We start from the raw sequence: 15,204 nt of genomic DNA, 5'->3' as shown, positions 1-15,204 counted from the left end.
GATGTGAGACTGCTGCGGTTTGTGTCTCGGGAGCAGAGGGGGAAGGCGTGACACGTCGCGCTCGGGTGCTGGTTTGTCTCGTCGCGATGGCGGCGTCGGTGCCGCTCGCCATCGGATCGACGGAAGTGTCGTCGGTGGCCGCAGGTGCCACGAAATGCACGATCGCCGGCACGCCCGGCGCCGACACGATCGTCGGGACCGGGGGACCGGACGTGATCTGCGGCCGCGGGGGCGACGACGTCCTCGTGGGCGGCGGCGGACGGGACATCCTGATCGGTGGTCGCGGCGGCGACGAGCTTCGCGGCGGCAGCCAGGCCGACCGCCTCGTCGGCGCTTCCGGCAACGACTTCCTCGACGGCGGGCCGCAGGCCGATGACGTCAACGGCGGGCCCGGCACGAACGTGTGCACCCTCGACAGCACGGACGTGGCCGACCGCTGCGTGTACGACGAGGCGCCGCCGGCAGCGGACCAGCTCTCCTTCTCCGAGACCACAGTCGACGTGACATCGGGTGGCGTGGAGGTCACTGCTCGCCTGCACGTCACCGACGACACCGGTGTGCAGGACGTGATGCTCAAGCACGGCGACGACACGCCCTGGTTCCCGAGGAATCGGCTGGATCGCGTGTCGGGCACCGCGCGGGACGGCTGGTACGAAGGGACGCTTGAATTCGCGCGGTGGAGCAAGCCCGGAACTTTTGTCCCGTCAGTACGACTGACCGACCGCCTCGGTCGCCGTTCCACCCCGGACTTCAGCGACCAGCAGATCACCGTCCTGGACGACGACCCGGACCTCGACGAGCCGCTCGTCGAGCTCATCTCGCCGACGCCCGACGAGACCATCGACCTACGAGAGTCGGGGCAGTCGATCACCGTGAAGGCGCACATCACCGACGCGCAGTCCGGCGTTGCGTGGGACCGCCTCGGAGTCGACATCTGGTCCCCTCGGACGGCCAGCACCCTGACCTACGACTTCGGCGGAGGCCTCAAGCTGATCAGCGGCGACATCCACGACGGCATCTGGATGGATCGCTTCGACATCCGGGCCTCGATGCCCGGTGGTCAGTGGAATATCGGCATCTACGCGAGCGATCGTGCGAGCGGCGACGTACGGGAGGCGCGGGTGATCTACTGGGGGCCGGACGAGTACCCCTACCGGCGGTTCCAGACCTCCGAGGGCGACAACCGGCCGTTTCCCTTCGGCATGGGCGCGTTCAGCGTGCTGGGCCGCACCCAGACGGACTTCACCGCGCCGACCGCGGACAGCCTCATGCTGAGCACGGACACCGTGGACACCCTCGGCGGGCCCGCGAAGATCGACTTCACCGTCCACGCCGCGGACGCAGGAGTCGGTGTGGACGGCGTCAGCATCATGACGCTCACTCCCACCTACGACCCATCGAATCCCGCACCGGTGACCGCTGGTGCCGATCTTGTCGCCGGCACCCCCCAGGACGGGACCTGGTCCGGGTCCCTCGTCCTTCCACAGGGCACGCCCCCCGGCACCTACTACCTCCAGGTCGGTGTCATGGACATGGAGTGGAACGAGCAGCCCTACGTCAGCTCGGGCTATCCGTTCATCGGCTCGCGGTCGCCGCTCGAGGAGAATCCGACCATCACGATCGTCGACTCCAGCCACTGACCACGTGCAACGCGTCCGGTGGCCGCCTGGAAGCCGCTGACGAGCGTCATTCCGCCGCATTTGGGACGCAGCTGGACTGCGCTGCTCCTGGCGCAGGCGGGCGGGACCAGATGTGCGAGACGTGCCGATTCAGTGACGAACCCGGTATCGGATGTGGGTCGCCTCGGGGCTGTCGATCACCTGGCGGATCTCGAGCTCGATGAGGGCGGGCAGGACGTCGAAGAGGCGGCGACCGCCGCCGAGCAGGACGGGGATCTGGTGGACTTGGATCTCGTCCAGGACGCCGGCCTCGAGGGCTGTCTGAGCGACGTTGGCGCCACGGACCTGGACGTCCTTGTCGCCAGCGGCAGCCTTCGCCTGTTCCATGGCGCTCTCGATGCCATCGGCGACGTAGGTGACCAGGGGGTAGCCCCACCGGGCAGCCGGAGGGGGTGGGCGGTGGCTGGGCACGAAGATGGGGAGCCCGTTGTGTGAACCTCCCCAGTGGTCCATGAGCTCGGCAGTCCGGCGGCCGGCGAGGATCGCCCCGGCCGCGTTCCACTCGTCCTCGAACTGCTTGACCGGTCGCGACGGATCGCGTGACTCGGCCCAGGTGTGCAGCCGCTCACCGTCCTCGCCGCCGAGGTAGTCGTTGGTGTCGGCGACGTAGCCGTCGAGCGAGACCGACATGTCCAGCACGGACCGCGACATGGTTCCTCCTTGTGTCGTTCCTCGTTGGCGGGCGCGACGGTGATGTCCCGCTCTACTCGTTGCTACGAACGAGTGCCCTCCGATCCGACAGGTCGCGGCTACCGCGCGAGGATGCGTGCCAGCAGGTCGCGGAGCTGTCGGCCTTCGGCAGGAGATAGATCGGCCAGCAGCTCTCGTTCGGCCCTGTCGCTGGCGGCCTTGGCCTTCTTCAAGGCCCTCCGGCCGGCGTCGGTGACGACGATGACGTTGCGGCGGCGGTCGGCTGCGTCTGGTTGGCGCGCGACCAGGCCCTTGCCCTCCAACGAGTCGAGGAGGCCGACCATCGTCGTACGGTCCACTCCCAGCCGCCCGGCCGCCTGTTGCTGCGACTCCGGCTCCCGGCCCTCCAGAAGCAGCAGGACGCTGAGCTCGCGGACGTTCACGGGACCGTCGGCCAGGTGCACGGTGTGGAGGTCCTCCAGCTGGAAGAACGCGTGCTTGAGCAGGTACCCCAGCCGCCCCTGCAGCTCGGGTCCGGGTCCCTCGTCACCGTCCACCCCTGAAGTGTAGTGCTACGCTGATCGTCAGTAATACTGATGATCAGCGGAAGGATCACTTATGCCTACTCTCCTTGTCACCGGCGTCACTGGGCTCGTCGGCTCGCGGCTCCTGCCGCGGCTGATCGCGGCGGGCCACGACTGCCGGGCTCTCGTGCGCGGCGACAACACCGCCCCCGACGGCGCGACGGCTGTTCGCGGCGACCTGAACGATCCGAGCACCCTCCCCGCGGCGGTGGAGGGCGTGGATGCGGTCGTCCACCTGGCCGCGCTCTTCCGTACCGACGACGAGGACGCGATCTGGCGGGCGAACCTCGACGGCACGCGCAACCTCCTCGACGCCGTCGCGTCGCACGCCCCCGACGCCCGGGTGGTGATGGCCAGCACCGGCAACGTCTACAACCACGATCAGGCCAGACCCGGCCTGGAGAGCGACAGCTGCAACCCCAGCGCGGCGTACCCGGCCAGCAAGGTGGCCGCCGAGGCGCTGGTCCGCGAGAGCGGGCTGACGTGGTCGGTGCTGCGGCTGCCGTTCGTGTACGGCGACGGTGACGGGCACCTCGCGTCGATGGGTGCCCTGGCGGGCCGGTTCGGCCTACATCCCGCGCACACCTACTCCGTCGCCCACCACCGCGACGTGGCAGCCGCCGTACTGCTGGCGCTCGGCGGGCAGCTGGACGGTCGCATCGCCAACGTGACCGACGACGCTCCCGTCACCGTCTTCGAGATGGCCCGACTCGGCGGCTCACCGATCGACGGCTCGGCTGAACCCCTGACCAACCCGTGGGCGGGCCGCATGGACTCCTCGTTCCTGCGCAGCCTCGGTTTCCGACCCTCGGTTGCCACCGTCTGGGAAGCGGCTGCGGCCGGAATCCTCTGAACGAGCCGTGCGACTCACCGCAGGACGCGAGCGATGAACGTGTCCAGGTTCGCGGTCAAGCGCTCGATCTTCTGCTCCGTGGTCAGGCGCTCCTCCATGATGATGGTGCCGTTGCTCCGGATGTTGCGGACGAAGAGCGAGCAGTCGAGCCCCGTGCAGATGTAGATCCCCACCGAGTCACCTCGCTGGCCTGCTCTGCCTGCGCGCGGAGCAACCATCAGCCCGACCGATCCGACGGTCAGGCACAGGTCGCACATCGTCTTGCGCGTCCTTCCCACGCCACCGTCGGAAGGGCGGAGCGCGATCGCGCGGACCCGGCCATCGAGGTCGGCGACGAGGTACCTCCGTCCCGGGGCCTTCGGGTCCTGCCAGCCCAGGTAGTCCAGGTCCTCCCAAGGTCGCTCGTCCAGGTCTGCCGGGAGATTGACCCGCGCGGCCGCGCCCTTGCTGAGATTCACGAACGCGCTGCGGATCTGATTCTCGGTCAACGGGTTCACCGCTCAAGACTGCATGGCGACAGAGCCAGATCGCCAAACGCGACGACGGCTCGCGACGCGTCAGTCGGTCGCCTGTCGGACGCACGGATCTGCCGCTGTGAGTGCGACGACAATGCACGGATGCAGATCCGACAGGTCGTCATCACGCGCGCAGGCGGCCCGGAGCGGCTGAGTCTCCAGACGTCGCGGCTGGACCCGCCCGCGCCCGGTGAGGCGCAGGTCGAGGTGGCCGCCGCCGGGATCAACTTCGCTGACATTCTCGCTCGGCAGGGTCTCTACCCGGACGCGCCGCCGCTGCCGCTGGTGGTCGGCTACGAGGTCTCGGGCACGGTGCGTGCCGTGGGCACGGGGGTCGAGGAGTCGCTGGTCGGGCAGGACGTCCTGGCGTTGACCCGGTTCGGGGGCTACAGCAGCGGGCTCAACGTCCCGGCGGCCCAGGTCTTCGCCAAGCCGGCGGCGTTGAGCCACGCGGAGGCGGCGGCGATCCCGGTTGCCTACCTCACTGCCTGGCAGCTCCTCGTGGTGCAGGGCGGGCTGCGCGAGGGCCAGACCGTGCTGATCCAGAACGCCGGCTCCGGCGTCGGCCTTGCGGCTCTCGACATCGCCCGCCACGTCGGGGCGCGCACCATCGGCACGGCCAGCGCGGGCAAGCACGGCTTCCTCACGGCTCGAGGCCTGGACCACGCGGTCGACTACCGCACCGGTGACTGGACCCGCGAGGTGCGCTCGCTCACCGAAGACCGGGGCGTCGAGCTGGTGATCGACCCCCTCGGCGGCGAGAGCTTCCGCCGCTCCCGCACCGTGCTGCGCCCCACCGGACGACTCGGGATGTACGGCGTCTCCGCCGCCTCCAACAACCAGGGCCTGCGGGGCAAGCTGCAGCTGGCCAGGACCGCGGCGCTGATGCCCTTCTTCCACCCGGTGTCGCTCATGAACGCCAATCACGGCGCCTTCGGGGTCAACCTCGGGCACATGTGGGACGAGGTCGAGATGCTCCGCGGCTGGATGGAGCAGGTGCTCGAGGGCGTCGAGTCCGGATGGGTGCGTCCGCACGTCGACTCGTCGTACCCCCTCGCCGACGCGAGTCGGGCCCACGAGCACATCGAGGCACGCCGCAGCACCGGCAAGGTGGTGCTCCAGCCCTGATCGGCGCCGAGCGTCCGACCATGCCGCGACGAGGGAGCGACTGCTGCACGCGTCGGCGAGAACATTTGACTGCGTGGCTGCGGCGGATCCGACCGATCTTTGATCGGATCCGCCGAGCAACCCCTGCCGATGTGGTCGGGCCACTGTTTACGGATCACGGTCGCCACGCAGGATCGGAACCTGCCGTAGCCCGTCCGCCTCAGGGGTGAGGCGAGACCTCCAGGGTAGGGCTATTGCGGCCAGCCCAATCTCCGACGAGGCAAGCGCCGCCAACGCTGTGCACAAGGCTCGCCTGGCGCGCGACATCGTCGTTGGTCGCGAAGCCGGACGTACCTTGAACGCATGGCGAGCCGTGCCCATCCCAGCGTCGATGCCTACATAGAAGCAGCGCAGCCTTGGCAACAGCAGACCCTCAGGGAGCTACGAGGCATCATCTGGGAAGCAGATCCGGACATCGAGGAGACCATCAAGCGGTCGGTCCGGCCGTACTTCGTGTTGTCCGGCAACGTCTGTGCGTTCCTGGCCACCAAGGACCACGTGAACCTCTTCCTCTATGACCCGACGGTCCCAGACCCCGCCGGCATCATCAACCAGGGACACGGGAATGCAACAGCCCGCGGGATTCAGCTCTACCGGGACGACACGATCGACCAAGCGGCACTGACGGACATGCTGCGGGCAATCGTGGCGAACAATCGCGCGGGCGGCTGGCGACGCGTCGGGCACTGAGCGGCTGATCGCGTCTGCCGGTGTGAGTCATCGGCGCGCCCAGTCGCAGCCCTGCGTCCACGTCTATCCGCTGCACTGGGCTGGGCGAGGCGCCACGAGGTGTGGGAGCGTTGATCGATGCCATTGAGCGACTTTGACCTCAGGACATCGATCGCGGTCTCGGACATCTACCGGGCGATCGACTTCTACGAAGGCAAGCTCGGGCTGGAGCCCCTGGGATCTGGGCCGAGCGCCGACATTCCGGACGGAACCCGGGTCTACAAGTCCGGCGACGGCCCGGCGCTGAACGTCTATCAGTCCGCCTCCGCAGGGCAGTCATCGGCGACCCTTGCCATCTGGTACGTCGCGGACATCGACCAGATCGTCGACGAGCTGACCGCCGCCGGCGTCGAGATCATGCGCTACGACGGGCTCGAGCACGACGCGCGGGGGATCACGCCTCGTGCGGGCGGCGGACGGATCGCTTGGTTCCGGGACCCGGACGGCAACACGTTTGCGATCGAAGCCGAGGACTGAGGAAGGCCGCAGCATTGCGGGTCTCGTGACGGTCGCTGCGCGACCTCCTCGACCACCGAGGGTTATGGCTTCGCGACCTCAATGGGTCTCGTGACGGTCGCTGCGCGACCTCCTCGACCACCGAGCGGGTCTGGCTTCGCGACGTCCTCGACCACCGAGGAGCTTGCGGTCGTCGCTACTCCTTGCCGAGCTTGTCGGCGACGTCGGCGGGAGTGACGTCGACGGTGCTCGCGTCGGCGGCGGCGTCGATCTTGGTCGTCGCCTTCTTCGCGGGCTTCTTCTTGGCCGGCTTCGGCTTGTCGACCGGAGCCGGGTCGAGGCCGAGCTCCTTGGTCACGTTGACCGGCTTGGGCTCCTTGCTCGCGGTCTTCTTCGCGGGCGCCTTCTTCGCGGCGGTCTTCTTGGCCGGAGCCTTCTTCGCGGGGGTCTTCTTGGCCGGAGCCTTCTCGGTCGGCTCCTTGGCGGCGGGGCCGTCCTTGGCGGGCGCCTTCTTCGCGGGCGTCTTCTTCGCCGGAGTGGGGGCGGGGGCCTTCTTCGCGACCGGCTCGGAGGAGGCGGGGGTCTCGGTGGCGGGGGCGGCGGAGCCGGCCTTGCCGCCACGGCCGGTCAGGTTCGTGACGGCGCCGGCAGCCTTGCCGGTGGCGGACTTCGCCACCTGGCCCGTGGTCGCAGCGGCTTCCTTGACGCGGTCCACTGCTGAGCCGGCCGCCGACATCGGGGCCTTCGCCGTCTCTACGGCGACGTCCTTGATCTTGCCGAGCGGGTTCTTGCGGGCCACGGGTTCCTCCGTTGCGAATCGGTTCGAGCGAGAGCTCTGACGAAGGGGTGGTACCCCATTCCGCGCACGACGTACCCACGCTCCGGTGTGATCCGCGTCTGCTACGGGTTCAGGAGGAGCCAGGCGGCGAGCGCGAAGCCGCAGCAGGCGATCAGGACGCGGAGGACGTCGGGTCGGGTACGTCGTGCGACGGCCGGGCCGAGCAGGCCCCCCACGACCGCGCCGACGCCGAGCGGGATCGCGGCGCTCCAGACGACGGTGCCGAGCACGGCGAAGAGGACGGCGGGAAGAACGTCGCTCGCGACCAGGACGACGTTCTTCATCGAGTTCGCGCGGTGCAGGACCGGCTCCACCGTCAGCATCAGCAGGGCGACGAGCAGGATGCCGCTCCCGGCGCCGAAGTAGCCGTTGTAGAGCGCGACACAGCTGAGCCCGGCAAGGACCTGTCCTCTTCCGAGCGAGTGCTCGTGGTGCTCCTGCCAACGGCTGATGCGCGGCTGCAGCAGCACGATCAGCGCCCCGGCCGCCACCAGGAAGGGCACGATCCGGTCGAAGACGCGGCCGGGTGTGAGGACGAGGACGACTGCTCCGGCCAGCGACAGCACGATCGAGATCGGCAGGAACCGCCGGATCGTCTCGCCGTGGCCGGTCACGTCCGGGGCGGCCCGCGTCGCGGAGCTCGCCCCGCTGCCGAGCAGCGCGACGCTGTTGGTGACGTTCGCGGTCAGCGGGGAGATGCCGACGGCCAGCAGGGCCGGGTAGGAGACCAGGCTGGTGATGCCGCCCGCCGTACCCACGACGCCCGCGACGACCCCGGCGATCGTCAGGAACGCCGTGCCCTCGACGTCGTACGGCATGCCCGGATCCTGGCACGTCAACGGATCCGGCAGGGTCCATCGGCCCTGACGGGAGAGTCCAACAGCACCTGCGCGCGGCCGCCGGCGGCGGTTGGCTGGAAGCAGAGGCCCGGCCTCCGAGCGCCCCGAGCACGGGGTGCCGCCGGGTCGCGCAAGGAGGCGACCGTGAACAGACTCGTCATCCTGGGTGCCGGGACTGCAGGCACGATGGTGGCCAACAAGCTCCGCAAGAAGCTCTCCGAGCGCCACTGGGCGATCACGATCGTCGACCGCGACGACGAGCACCACTACCAGCCGGGCTATCTCTTCGTGCCCTTCGGCGACTACACCCGCGAGGACATCGTGCGCAGCCGGCGGCACGTCCTGCACCACGGCATCAACCTGGTGTACGGCGAGATCGACGTCGTCGACCCGGAGCGCAAGCTCGTCCGGCTCGACGGCGGGCTGACGCTCGACTACGACTACCTCGTCATCGCCACGGGTACGTCGCCGCGTCCCGACGAGACGCCGGGCATGCTCGGGGACGAGTGGCACCGCAGCATCTTCGACTTCTACTCCCTCGAGGGCGCCGAGGCGCTGGCCACCGCGCTGGAGCGGTTCGATCACGGCCGCCTGGTCGTGCAGATCTGCGAGATGCCGATCAAGTGCCCCGTCGCACCGTTGGAGTTCACCTTCCTCGCCGACGCGTACCTGCGGCAGCGCGGCGTGCGCGATCGCGTCGAGATGCTCTACGTGACGCCGCTCGACGGCGCGTTCACCAAGCCGGTCGCCTCCGAGCACCTCGGCGGCATGCTCGACGAGCGCAAGGTCGACGTCGTCACCGACTTCATGATCGAGCGCGTCGACCAGGAGCGGAAGGTCTTGGTGTCGTACGACGAGCGCGAGGTGCCGTACGACGTACTGGTCACGATCCCGGTCAACATGGGCGCCGACTATCTCGCCCGGTCCGGTCTCGGCGACGAGCTGAACTACGTGCCGGTCGACAAGCACACGCTGCTCTCGACGGCGTACGACACGATCTTCGCGATCGGCGACGCCAGCAACGCGCCGGCGTCGAAGGCCGGCTCGGTCGCGCACTTCGAGGTCGAGATCTTCATCGACAACTTCCTCCAGCACGTGGCGGGGGAGCCGATGACCGGGTCGTTCGACGGCCACGCCAACTGCTTCGTGGAGTCCGGCGACGGCAAGGCCCTGCTGATCGACTTCAACTACGACACCGAGCCGCTTCCGGGGAAGTACCCGCTCCCGGTCGTCGGGCCGATGAGCCTGCTCGAGGAGACCCGGGCCAACCACCTCGGGAAGCTCGCGTTCCGGCAGATCTACTGGAACGTCCTGCTCCCCGGCCACCCCGTGCCGCTGCCCGCGCACATGTCGATGCGCGGCAAGCACGCCCCCGAAGAAGCCGAGAGAGGAAGTGCGTCATGACCACCATGACCCTGGCGGGCCACACGGTCCACGTGAACGACGAAGGGTTCCTGACCGACCCGCGGGAGTGGGACGAGTCCCTGGCCTCGTTCCTCGCCGGCCAGATCGGCATCGAGCTCACCGACGAGCACTGGCGGGCGATCCGGTTCCTGCGCGACGACTTCGCGCACACCGGCGAGACCGCGACGGTGCGCCGGATCAGCACGGTCGGTGGCATCCCCACCAAGGACCTGTTCCGCCTGTTCCCGCAGAAGCCCGCCAAGAAGCTGGCGTACGTCGCCGGCCTGCCCAAGCCGCGCGGCTGCGTGTGAGCGCCGTACTCACCACCGAGGAGCTGTCATGACCACCACCGAAACCGCGCCGATCATCCCCGACTTCGGCTCGGCAGCCACCGATCGCAAGCTCGCGATCATCTGCTCGAAGGGCAACCTCGACATGGCCTACCCGGGACTGATCCTCGCCAATGCAGCGCTCGGCGAGGGCGTGGAGACGCACCTGTTCTTCACGTTCTGGGGATTCGACATGATCAACAAGAAGACGATGGGCGACCTCAAGTTCACGCCGGTCGGCAACACCGCGGCGCACATGCCGCAGGGCATCACGCCGATGCCCGGCATGACCGCGATGGCGACCCACATGATGAAGAAGTCGATCGCCGACCTCGGCGTGCCCGAGGTGCCGGAGTTCCTGCAGCAGATCGTCGACTCGGGCGGTCACCTGTGGGCGTGCCGGATGTCCGCGGACATGCAGCACCTGGAGAAGGAGGACCTCTTCGACGAGGTCGAGGACATCATCAGCGCCTCTGACTTCATCGAGATCACCGAGGGTGCGCAGCTGCTCTTCATCTGAGCGGCGAGAAGCTAGTCGCCGATCGTCGTGGCGCCCAGGATGTGCTCGAGAAGACCGAGCGCCTGGCCGACGGTCGGCGGCTCCTCGCCCTCCTCCGGCGCGTGCGGGCGGTCGTCGTACTCCTCGACCGGGTCGAGCGGCAGCGCGTCGTGGAAGAGGCTGCGTGCCCAGGTCGCGAACTGCTCCGCGTGCAGCTCGGCGGCGAGGTCGATCTCCTCGGTCTCGGGCAGGAGCGCGTAGAGAGCCTCGAGGGTCGTCTCCGGCCCCGGCTCGAAGTCTGGTCCGGTCGACGGCTGCATGTCGCCCACGATGCCATCAACCTCCGACACGGCGTGCGGCCTGCTCGTGGAGGGCGAACATCGGGTCGACGTACGACGCCACCGGGCCGGTGACCGGCGTGCCGGGCAGCACCGTCGAGACCGGCAGCGGAGCGACCGGCGAGCCGGGCAGGCCCCACGACGTACGCCACTCGGCGAGCTGGGTGGAGGCGACCGCGAAGACGATCGCGCCGAGGCCGACCCAGCCGTGCGCGGCGGCGCACATCGGGCAGTGCTCGCCTGTCGTGTAGACCGTGGAGCTCGCGCGCTGCTCGGCGTCGAGGTTGCGCCACGCCCACGTCGCGATGTCGAGCTCCGGGTGGGCGGTCGGGTCCGCGTCGGTCTGCTCACGGTTGCGGAACTCGACGAGTACGTCGCCCTCGCTGCTCACGAGCAGCGACCCGAACGGGTCGTCGCCCGCCGCCAGCGCTTCCCGGGCGAGCTCGACGCAGCGGGCGAGGTGCTTGTCGTGGTCGGTCATGCGCCGCAGTATGCGCCGGATCGGGATGATGGGTCTCGATGCGCCCTCGCTCGTTCCTCGCGAGGGCTACTCGACCAACGGGTTCACTCGTCAGTAAGCGACTCGGCGAGGTCCTTCAGGCGGGTGAGCCGGCGCTCCCAGCCCCTGGCGATCGTGTCGAGGCGGCCGGCGAGCTGGCTGAGCGGGGCGCCGAGTGCGCGGTAGCGGACCGCGCGCCCGACGCGCTCGTGCTCGACCAGGCCGACGGCCTCCAGCTGCTGGAGGTGCTTGGTGATCGCCTGCCGCGAGACCGGCAGCAGCTCCGCGAGGTCGCTGGCGGACCGGTCGGCCTCGCCGAGCAGCTCGAGGATCCGCCACCTCGTCTCGTCGGCGAGCGCGGCACACATGGGTACCGGATCGAGGGCGGTCGTCATGCCGCGGGCATCGTCTCGGCGTACGAGCCGATCGAGGCGAGCACCTGGTTCCAGCCGTTGCTGTGGTCGTCGAGCTGGGCGCGACGCTCGGCGAGGTCCTCGAGCTTGTCGAAGCCGGACTCGGTGACCCGGACGATGCTGCCGTCGCCGTCCTCGAGGACCTCGAAGTGGCAGGTCGTCGACTTCGACTCGTCGAGGTCGGCGCCGAAGCCCCAGGTCATCGTGAAGTGCTCGGGCGGGTCGACGCGGTCGATGCGTACGTCGATCTTCTGGTCCTGCCAGTGGAAGACGCCGACCGAGCCGGCCTTGATGCCGTCGGGGAACTCGTTGGGGTGGCCCCACCACTTCTCGATGTGCTCGCTGGTGACGAGCGCCTTGAACACGACGTCGCGCGGCGCGGCGATGCGGACCTGGTGGGTGATGGTGCCGGTGTCGAGGTCGGCCTGGGCGGTGGTGGTCTGGGTCATCGGTGGCTCCTAGGTATATGCAACTGAAAGGTTGCTCCTGACGCTAGGACAACGCGTCGCGAATTGCAACCCACGAGTTGCACAAAGCTGAATGGTCTCATGGCGCTACCGTCGGGGCATGAGCTCCACGACGACGCGGCCGGTGCTCGACCCGGCGACGACGGTCCGTACCTTCCTCGCGCTGCTCGAGGACCACGCGGTCGACCAGGCGCTGGAGTACGTCGACCCGGGCATGGTGTGGCGGAACACCGGGCTGCCGACGGTGCGCGGGAAGATCGTGCGGCGACTGCTGCGCGGGATGAACAGCGACAGCATCAGCTTCCGCGCCGACATGCACCACGTCGCCGCGGACGGCGCCTTCGTGCTCACCCAGCGCACGGACTACCTGCGGATCGGACCGATCGAGGCGGAGTTCTGGGTCTGCGGCACGTTCGAGGTCAGGGACGGCAAGGTCGTGCTCTGGGACGACCACTTCAGCTGGGGGAACGTCATGGTCGGGACCCTGCGCGGAGTGCTCAGGACCGCGCGGTCCGCGGTTCGCTGACCGGGCCGTGGCGGCACCGGATGCCGAATCACCACGGTATGCAGACGAATGGGCACTCCCCGTGCGGAGTTCCACCCGGGAACCGGCGACTGACCTGCATACCGTGGTGATTCGGCAGCGGCCGAGGCGCCGGCCCCACCAGCCATAGGCCGCACGGCATCATGGGCCGCGTGCAGGCGTCGTACTCCTTTGCCACGTCGTGGACGACGCCCGCTCCGGTCCAGGAGCTCGCGGACGTCGTGCTCGACCTCGAGCACTATCCCGACTGGTGGCCGCAGGTGCGTGCCGTCGCGAAGCTCGGGCCGGACACGGCGCGGGTGCTGTGCCGGTCGGCGCTGCCGTACACGCTCGACCTGGTGCTCGACGCGGTCTCGCGGGAGCTTCCGGTGCTCGAGGTTGCGGTCAGCGGCGACCTCGACGGGTGGGTGCGGTGGCGGATGACCGAGACGCCCGAGGGCACGCACACCGAGTTCACGCAGGAGGTCAGCGTCAGCGGCGCGCTCGCGCTGGCGTCGTACGCCGCGCGGCCGCTGCTGCGGTGGAACCACCACCGGATGATGGACGCCTGTCAGCGAGGGTTGGTCTCACGGGTCTCGTGACGGTCGCTAGCGCGACCTCCTCGACCACCGGGGCCTCGGGTTCTCGGGTCTCGTGACGGTCGCTAGCGCGACCTCCTCGACCACCGGGGCCTCGGGTTCTCGGGGTCTCGTGACGGTCGCTAGCGCGACCTCCTCGACCACCGGCCCTACGGGTGCTCGACCAGCGAGCGGGCCAGGGCGCGCTGGCGCTCGACGAACCTGGCGCCGGAACGGAGGACGAAGGCGGGGGAGAGGCGGCCGATGCGCCAGGCGATCCGGGCCTGGACGGGCTCGACGACCAGCGGACGGTTCGCGGTGACGGCGGCGAGGACCTTGCCGGCGAGGACGTCGGGGTCGACGGGGTGCTTGATGCCCTGGCCCTTGAGGTAGTAGTCCCGCCCGCGCACCGGGCCGATCTCGCCCTTGTCGAGCATCGGCGTCTCCACCGCGGCCGGGCACACGACGGTCACGCCGACGTTGCGGGACGCGGCCTCGGTGCGCAGTGCGAGGGAGAGGCCGACGACCGCGTGCTTCGTCATGACGTACGACGTCAGCAGGCCGCCGGCCATCAGGCCGCCCATCGAGGCGGTGTTCACGAGGTGCCCGCCGCCCTGGCGGAGCATCTGCGGGTACGCCGCGTGCACGCCGTGCACCACGCCGCGGATGTTGACGTCGATGATCGCGTTCCACTGCTGGAGGCTGAGGTCCTCGGTGTCGCCGAGCAGGCAGATGCCGGCGTTGTTGAACATCAGGTCCAGCCGGCCGTGGTCCGCGACCACGGAGTCGACGAGTGCCTGGACCGCGTCGCCGTCGGTGACGTCGAGGCGTACGGCGTCGGCGTGGCCGTAGCCCTTCGCCGCACCCGCCGTCGCCTTGGCCGCGGTCAGGTCGATGTCGGTGCAGACGACGTGCGCGCCGGCCGCGACCAGTGCCCGGGTCAGGGCCGCGCCGATCCCCGATCCGGCGCCGGTGACGATCGCGGTCTTTCGGAGGAAGCGACCGTGGTAGCGCGTCACGAGAAGGCCTTCTCGACCAGCCCGACGAGGTCCGGGTAGCGCATCAGGTGCGCGCCGCCGTTGATGTCGAGGGTCTCGCCGGTGATCCACGCGGCGTCGTCGGAGAGCAGGAACCGGATCGCGGCGGCGATCTCCTCGGGCTCGCCCGGTCGCCCCAGGGGCGTGTTCTCGACGTAGCTGTCGCGCACGCCCGGGATGTCCATCGCCGGCGCGGTCAGCGGCGTGACGACCAGCCCCGGCGCGACCGCGTTGACCCGGACCCTCCGTGGGGCGAGCTCGAGCGCGGTCACCTCGGTCAGCGAGACCAGACCGGCCTTCGAGGCGCAGTACGCCGCCAGCCCGGTGCCGGGCTGCCGGGCGTTGAGGGAGGTGAGCGAGACCAGCGAGCCGCCGTCGGCGACCCGGCGTCCCGCATGCTTGAGCACCAGGAACGAGCCGGTCAGGCAGACGTCGACGATCCGTCGCCACTCGGCGGCGTCGTGGTCGACCACCCGGGCCAGGGTGCTGGTGCCAGCGCAGTTCACGACCCCCGTGAAGGCGCCGTGCTGCTCGACCACGCCGTCGAAGAGCGCCTCGACCGAGGCCTCGTCGGTGACGTCGACGTCCACGTCGGCGCCGGTCCCGGAGAGATCCGCCACGACGACGGTGTCGCCCCCTGCGGCGAGCAGGCGAGCGGTCGCCTGCCCGAGCCCGGAGGCCCCGCCGATCACCACGACCACGCGTTGCTCCACTTGGCCTCCTGTTGCTCCATGGGTCTCGTGACGGTCGCTAGCGCGACCTCCTCGACCATCGGCGAGTTGACGCGCGTCAACTTCCGTTGACACGCGTCTAGAACGCGTTCTAGC

The 15,204-nt window shown here is 69.4% G+C and carries 21 protein-coding genes; 10 read left to right on the top strand and 11 right to left on the bottom strand.

Annotated features, from left to right (window positions below; genetic code table 11):
• The first annotated feature begins 47 nt into the window (after window positions 1–47).
• The gene (locus ABD709_RS05105; RefSeq protein WP_344772949.1) at window positions 48–1,640 is read left to right on the top strand and encodes a calcium-binding protein; all 1,593 of its coding nucleotides are present in this window, start codon (window positions 48–50) and stop codon (window positions 1,638–1,640) included.
• A 129-nt stretch (window positions 1,641–1,769) separates the two neighbouring features.
• Here the strand turns inward: ABD709_RS05105 and ABD709_RS05100 are convergent, their stop codons facing one another.
• Both ABD709_RS05100 and ABD709_RS05095 read right to left on the bottom strand, forming a co-directional pair.
• Window positions 1,770–2,330 carry a dihydrofolate reductase family protein gene (locus ABD709_RS05100; protein ID WP_344772947.1) on the bottom strand — a complete coding sequence of 187 codons (561 nt, stop codon included), beginning with the start codon at window positions 2,328–2,330 and terminating at the stop codon, window positions 1,770–1,772.
• Window positions 2,331–2,428: 98 nt separating this feature from the next.
• Entirely contained in the window at window positions 2,429–2,866 is a 438-nt protein-coding gene (locus ABD709_RS05095; protein WP_344772945.1) for a MarR family winged helix-turn-helix transcriptional regulator, read from the bottom strand.
• Window positions 2,867–2,927: 61 nt separating this feature from the next.
• Here ABD709_RS05095 and ABD709_RS05090 point away from each other — a divergent pair, with 61 nt between their 5' ends.
• Window positions 2,928–3,746 (top strand): NAD-dependent epimerase/dehydratase family protein, encoded by an 819-nt coding sequence (locus ABD709_RS05090; RefSeq protein ID WP_344772943.1) that lies wholly within the window; start codon window positions 2,928–2,930, stop codon window positions 3,744–3,746.
• 14 nt (window positions 3,747–3,760) lie between these two features.
• Here ABD709_RS05090 and ABD709_RS05085 read toward each other — a convergent pair whose 3' ends face one another.
• On the bottom strand, window positions 3,761–4,243 hold the full coding sequence (locus ABD709_RS05085) for an FBP domain-containing protein (RefSeq protein WP_344772941.1): 483 nt from the start codon (window positions 4,241–4,243) through the stop codon (window positions 3,761–3,763).
• 120 nt (window positions 4,244–4,363) lie between these two features.
• Between ABD709_RS05085 and ABD709_RS05080 the strand changes: the two genes are divergently transcribed.
• From ABD709_RS05080 to ABD709_RS05070, 3 genes are all read left to right on the top strand, one after another.
• A complete protein-coding gene (locus ABD709_RS05080; RefSeq protein WP_344772939.1) occupies window positions 4,364–5,389 on the top strand; it encodes a zinc-binding dehydrogenase in 1,026 nt (341 codons plus the stop codon).
• A 342-nt stretch (window positions 5,390–5,731) separates the two neighbouring features.
• The gene (locus tag ABD709_RS05075; protein WP_344772937.1) at window positions 5,732–6,118 is read left to right on the top strand and encodes a DUF1801 domain-containing protein; all 387 of its coding nucleotides are present in this window, start codon (window positions 5,732–5,734) and stop codon (window positions 6,116–6,118) included.
• Between the two features lie 117 nt (window positions 6,119–6,235).
• Window positions 6,236–6,634, top strand: coding sequence for a VOC family protein (locus tag ABD709_RS05070; protein ID WP_344772935.1), 399 nt, complete (start codon window positions 6,236–6,238; stop codon window positions 6,632–6,634).
• 175 nt (window positions 6,635–6,809) lie between these two features.
• Here ABD709_RS05070 and ABD709_RS05065 read toward each other — a convergent pair whose 3' ends face one another.
• Window positions 6,810–7,412, bottom strand: coding sequence for a hypothetical protein (locus tag ABD709_RS05065; protein ID WP_344772933.1), 603 nt, complete (start codon window positions 7,410–7,412; stop codon window positions 6,810–6,812).
• 101 nt (window positions 7,413–7,513) lie between these two features.
• Window positions 7,514–8,269: a sulfite exporter TauE/SafE family protein gene (locus ABD709_RS05060; protein ID WP_344772931.1), complete on the bottom strand. Its 756-nt coding sequence runs from the start codon at window positions 8,267–8,269 to the stop codon at window positions 7,514–7,516.
• Window positions 8,270–8,434: 165 nt separating this feature from the next.
• Between ABD709_RS05060 and sqr the strand changes: the two genes are divergently transcribed.
• Genes sqr through ABD709_RS05045 form a run of 3 tightly spaced genes read left to right on the top strand, consistent with a single transcriptional unit; the run spans window position 8,435 to window position 10,543 of the window.
• The gene (gene sqr, locus ABD709_RS05055; protein ID WP_344772929.1) at window positions 8,435–9,694 is read left to right on the top strand and encodes a type III sulfide quinone reductase, selenoprotein subtype; all 1,260 of its coding nucleotides are present in this window, start codon (window positions 8,435–8,437) and stop codon (window positions 9,692–9,694) included.
• Entirely contained in the window at window positions 9,691–10,005 is a 315-nt protein-coding gene (locus ABD709_RS05050) for a TusE/DsrC/DsvC family sulfur relay protein (RefSeq protein WP_344772927.1), read from the top strand. Before sqr ends, ABD709_RS05050 begins: the two co-directional genes overlap by 4 nt.
• Before the next feature lie 28 nt (window positions 10,006–10,033).
• Window positions 10,034–10,543, top strand: a complete 510-nt coding sequence (locus ABD709_RS05045) for a DsrE/DsrF/DrsH-like family protein (RefSeq protein ID WP_344772925.1) — start codon at window positions 10,034–10,036, stop codon at window positions 10,541–10,543.
• Between the two features lie 11 nt (window positions 10,544–10,554).
• Here ABD709_RS05045 and ABD709_RS05040 read toward each other — a convergent pair whose 3' ends face one another.
• From ABD709_RS05040 to ABD709_RS05025, 4 genes are all read right to left on the bottom strand, one after another.
• Window positions 10,555–10,851: a hypothetical protein gene (locus tag ABD709_RS05040; protein ID WP_344772923.1), complete on the bottom strand. Its 297-nt coding sequence runs from the start codon at window positions 10,849–10,851 to the stop codon at window positions 10,555–10,557.
• 7 nt (window positions 10,852–10,858) lie between these two features.
• Window positions 10,859–11,341 carry a nucleoside deaminase gene (locus ABD709_RS05035; RefSeq protein ID WP_344772921.1) on the bottom strand — a complete coding sequence of 161 codons (483 nt, stop codon included), beginning with the start codon at window positions 11,339–11,341 and terminating at the stop codon, window positions 10,859–10,861.
• 83 nt (window positions 11,342–11,424) lie between these two features.
• Entirely contained in the window at window positions 11,425–11,754 is a 330-nt protein-coding gene (locus ABD709_RS05030; RefSeq protein WP_344772919.1) for an ArsR/SmtB family transcription factor, read from the bottom strand.
• Window positions 11,751–12,221 carry an SRPBCC domain-containing protein gene (locus tag ABD709_RS05025; protein ID WP_344772917.1) on the bottom strand — a complete coding sequence of 157 codons (471 nt, stop codon included), beginning with the start codon at window positions 12,219–12,221 and terminating at the stop codon, window positions 11,751–11,753. Before ABD709_RS05025 ends, ABD709_RS05030 begins: the two co-directional genes overlap by 4 nt.
• A gap of 118 nt (window positions 12,222–12,339) precedes the next feature.
• On the opposite strand from ABD709_RS05025, the gene ABD709_RS05020 reads away from it, so the two are divergent.
• Complete coding sequence (locus tag ABD709_RS05020; protein WP_344772915.1) at window positions 12,340–12,765, top strand: limonene-1,2-epoxide hydrolase family protein; 426 nt, start codon at window positions 12,340–12,342, stop codon at window positions 12,763–12,765.
• A gap of 161 nt (window positions 12,766–12,926) precedes the next feature.
• Window positions 12,927–13,364: an SRPBCC family protein gene (locus ABD709_RS05015; protein WP_344772913.1), complete on the top strand. Its 438-nt coding sequence runs from the start codon at window positions 12,927–12,929 to the stop codon at window positions 13,362–13,364.
• Window positions 13,365–13,510: 146 nt separating this feature from the next.
• Here ABD709_RS05015 and ABD709_RS05010 read toward each other — a convergent pair whose 3' ends face one another.
• Both ABD709_RS05010 and ABD709_RS05005 read right to left on the bottom strand, forming a co-directional pair.
• The gene (locus ABD709_RS05010) at window positions 13,511–14,359 is read right to left on the bottom strand and encodes an SDR family NAD(P)-dependent oxidoreductase (RefSeq protein WP_344772911.1); all 849 of its coding nucleotides are present in this window, start codon (window positions 14,357–14,359) and stop codon (window positions 13,511–13,513) included.
• On the bottom strand, window positions 14,356–15,090 hold the full coding sequence (locus tag ABD709_RS05005) for an SDR family NAD(P)-dependent oxidoreductase (protein ID WP_344772909.1): 735 nt from the start codon (window positions 15,088–15,090) through the stop codon (window positions 14,356–14,358). The genes ABD709_RS05010 and ABD709_RS05005 overlap by 4 nt, the downstream gene beginning before the upstream one ends.
• Window positions 15,091–15,204: the final 114 nt, after the last annotated feature.

Origin of the sequence: Nocardioides panacisoli (genome assembly GCF_039537325.1) — a bacterium.
GTDB classification, from domain to species: domain Bacteria; phylum Actinomycetota; class Actinomycetes; order Propionibacteriales; family Nocardioidaceae; genus Nocardioides; species Nocardioides panacisoli.
Note: the sequence above shows the minus strand (reverse complement) of the source record. Positions and strands in the feature narration are given on the sequence as shown.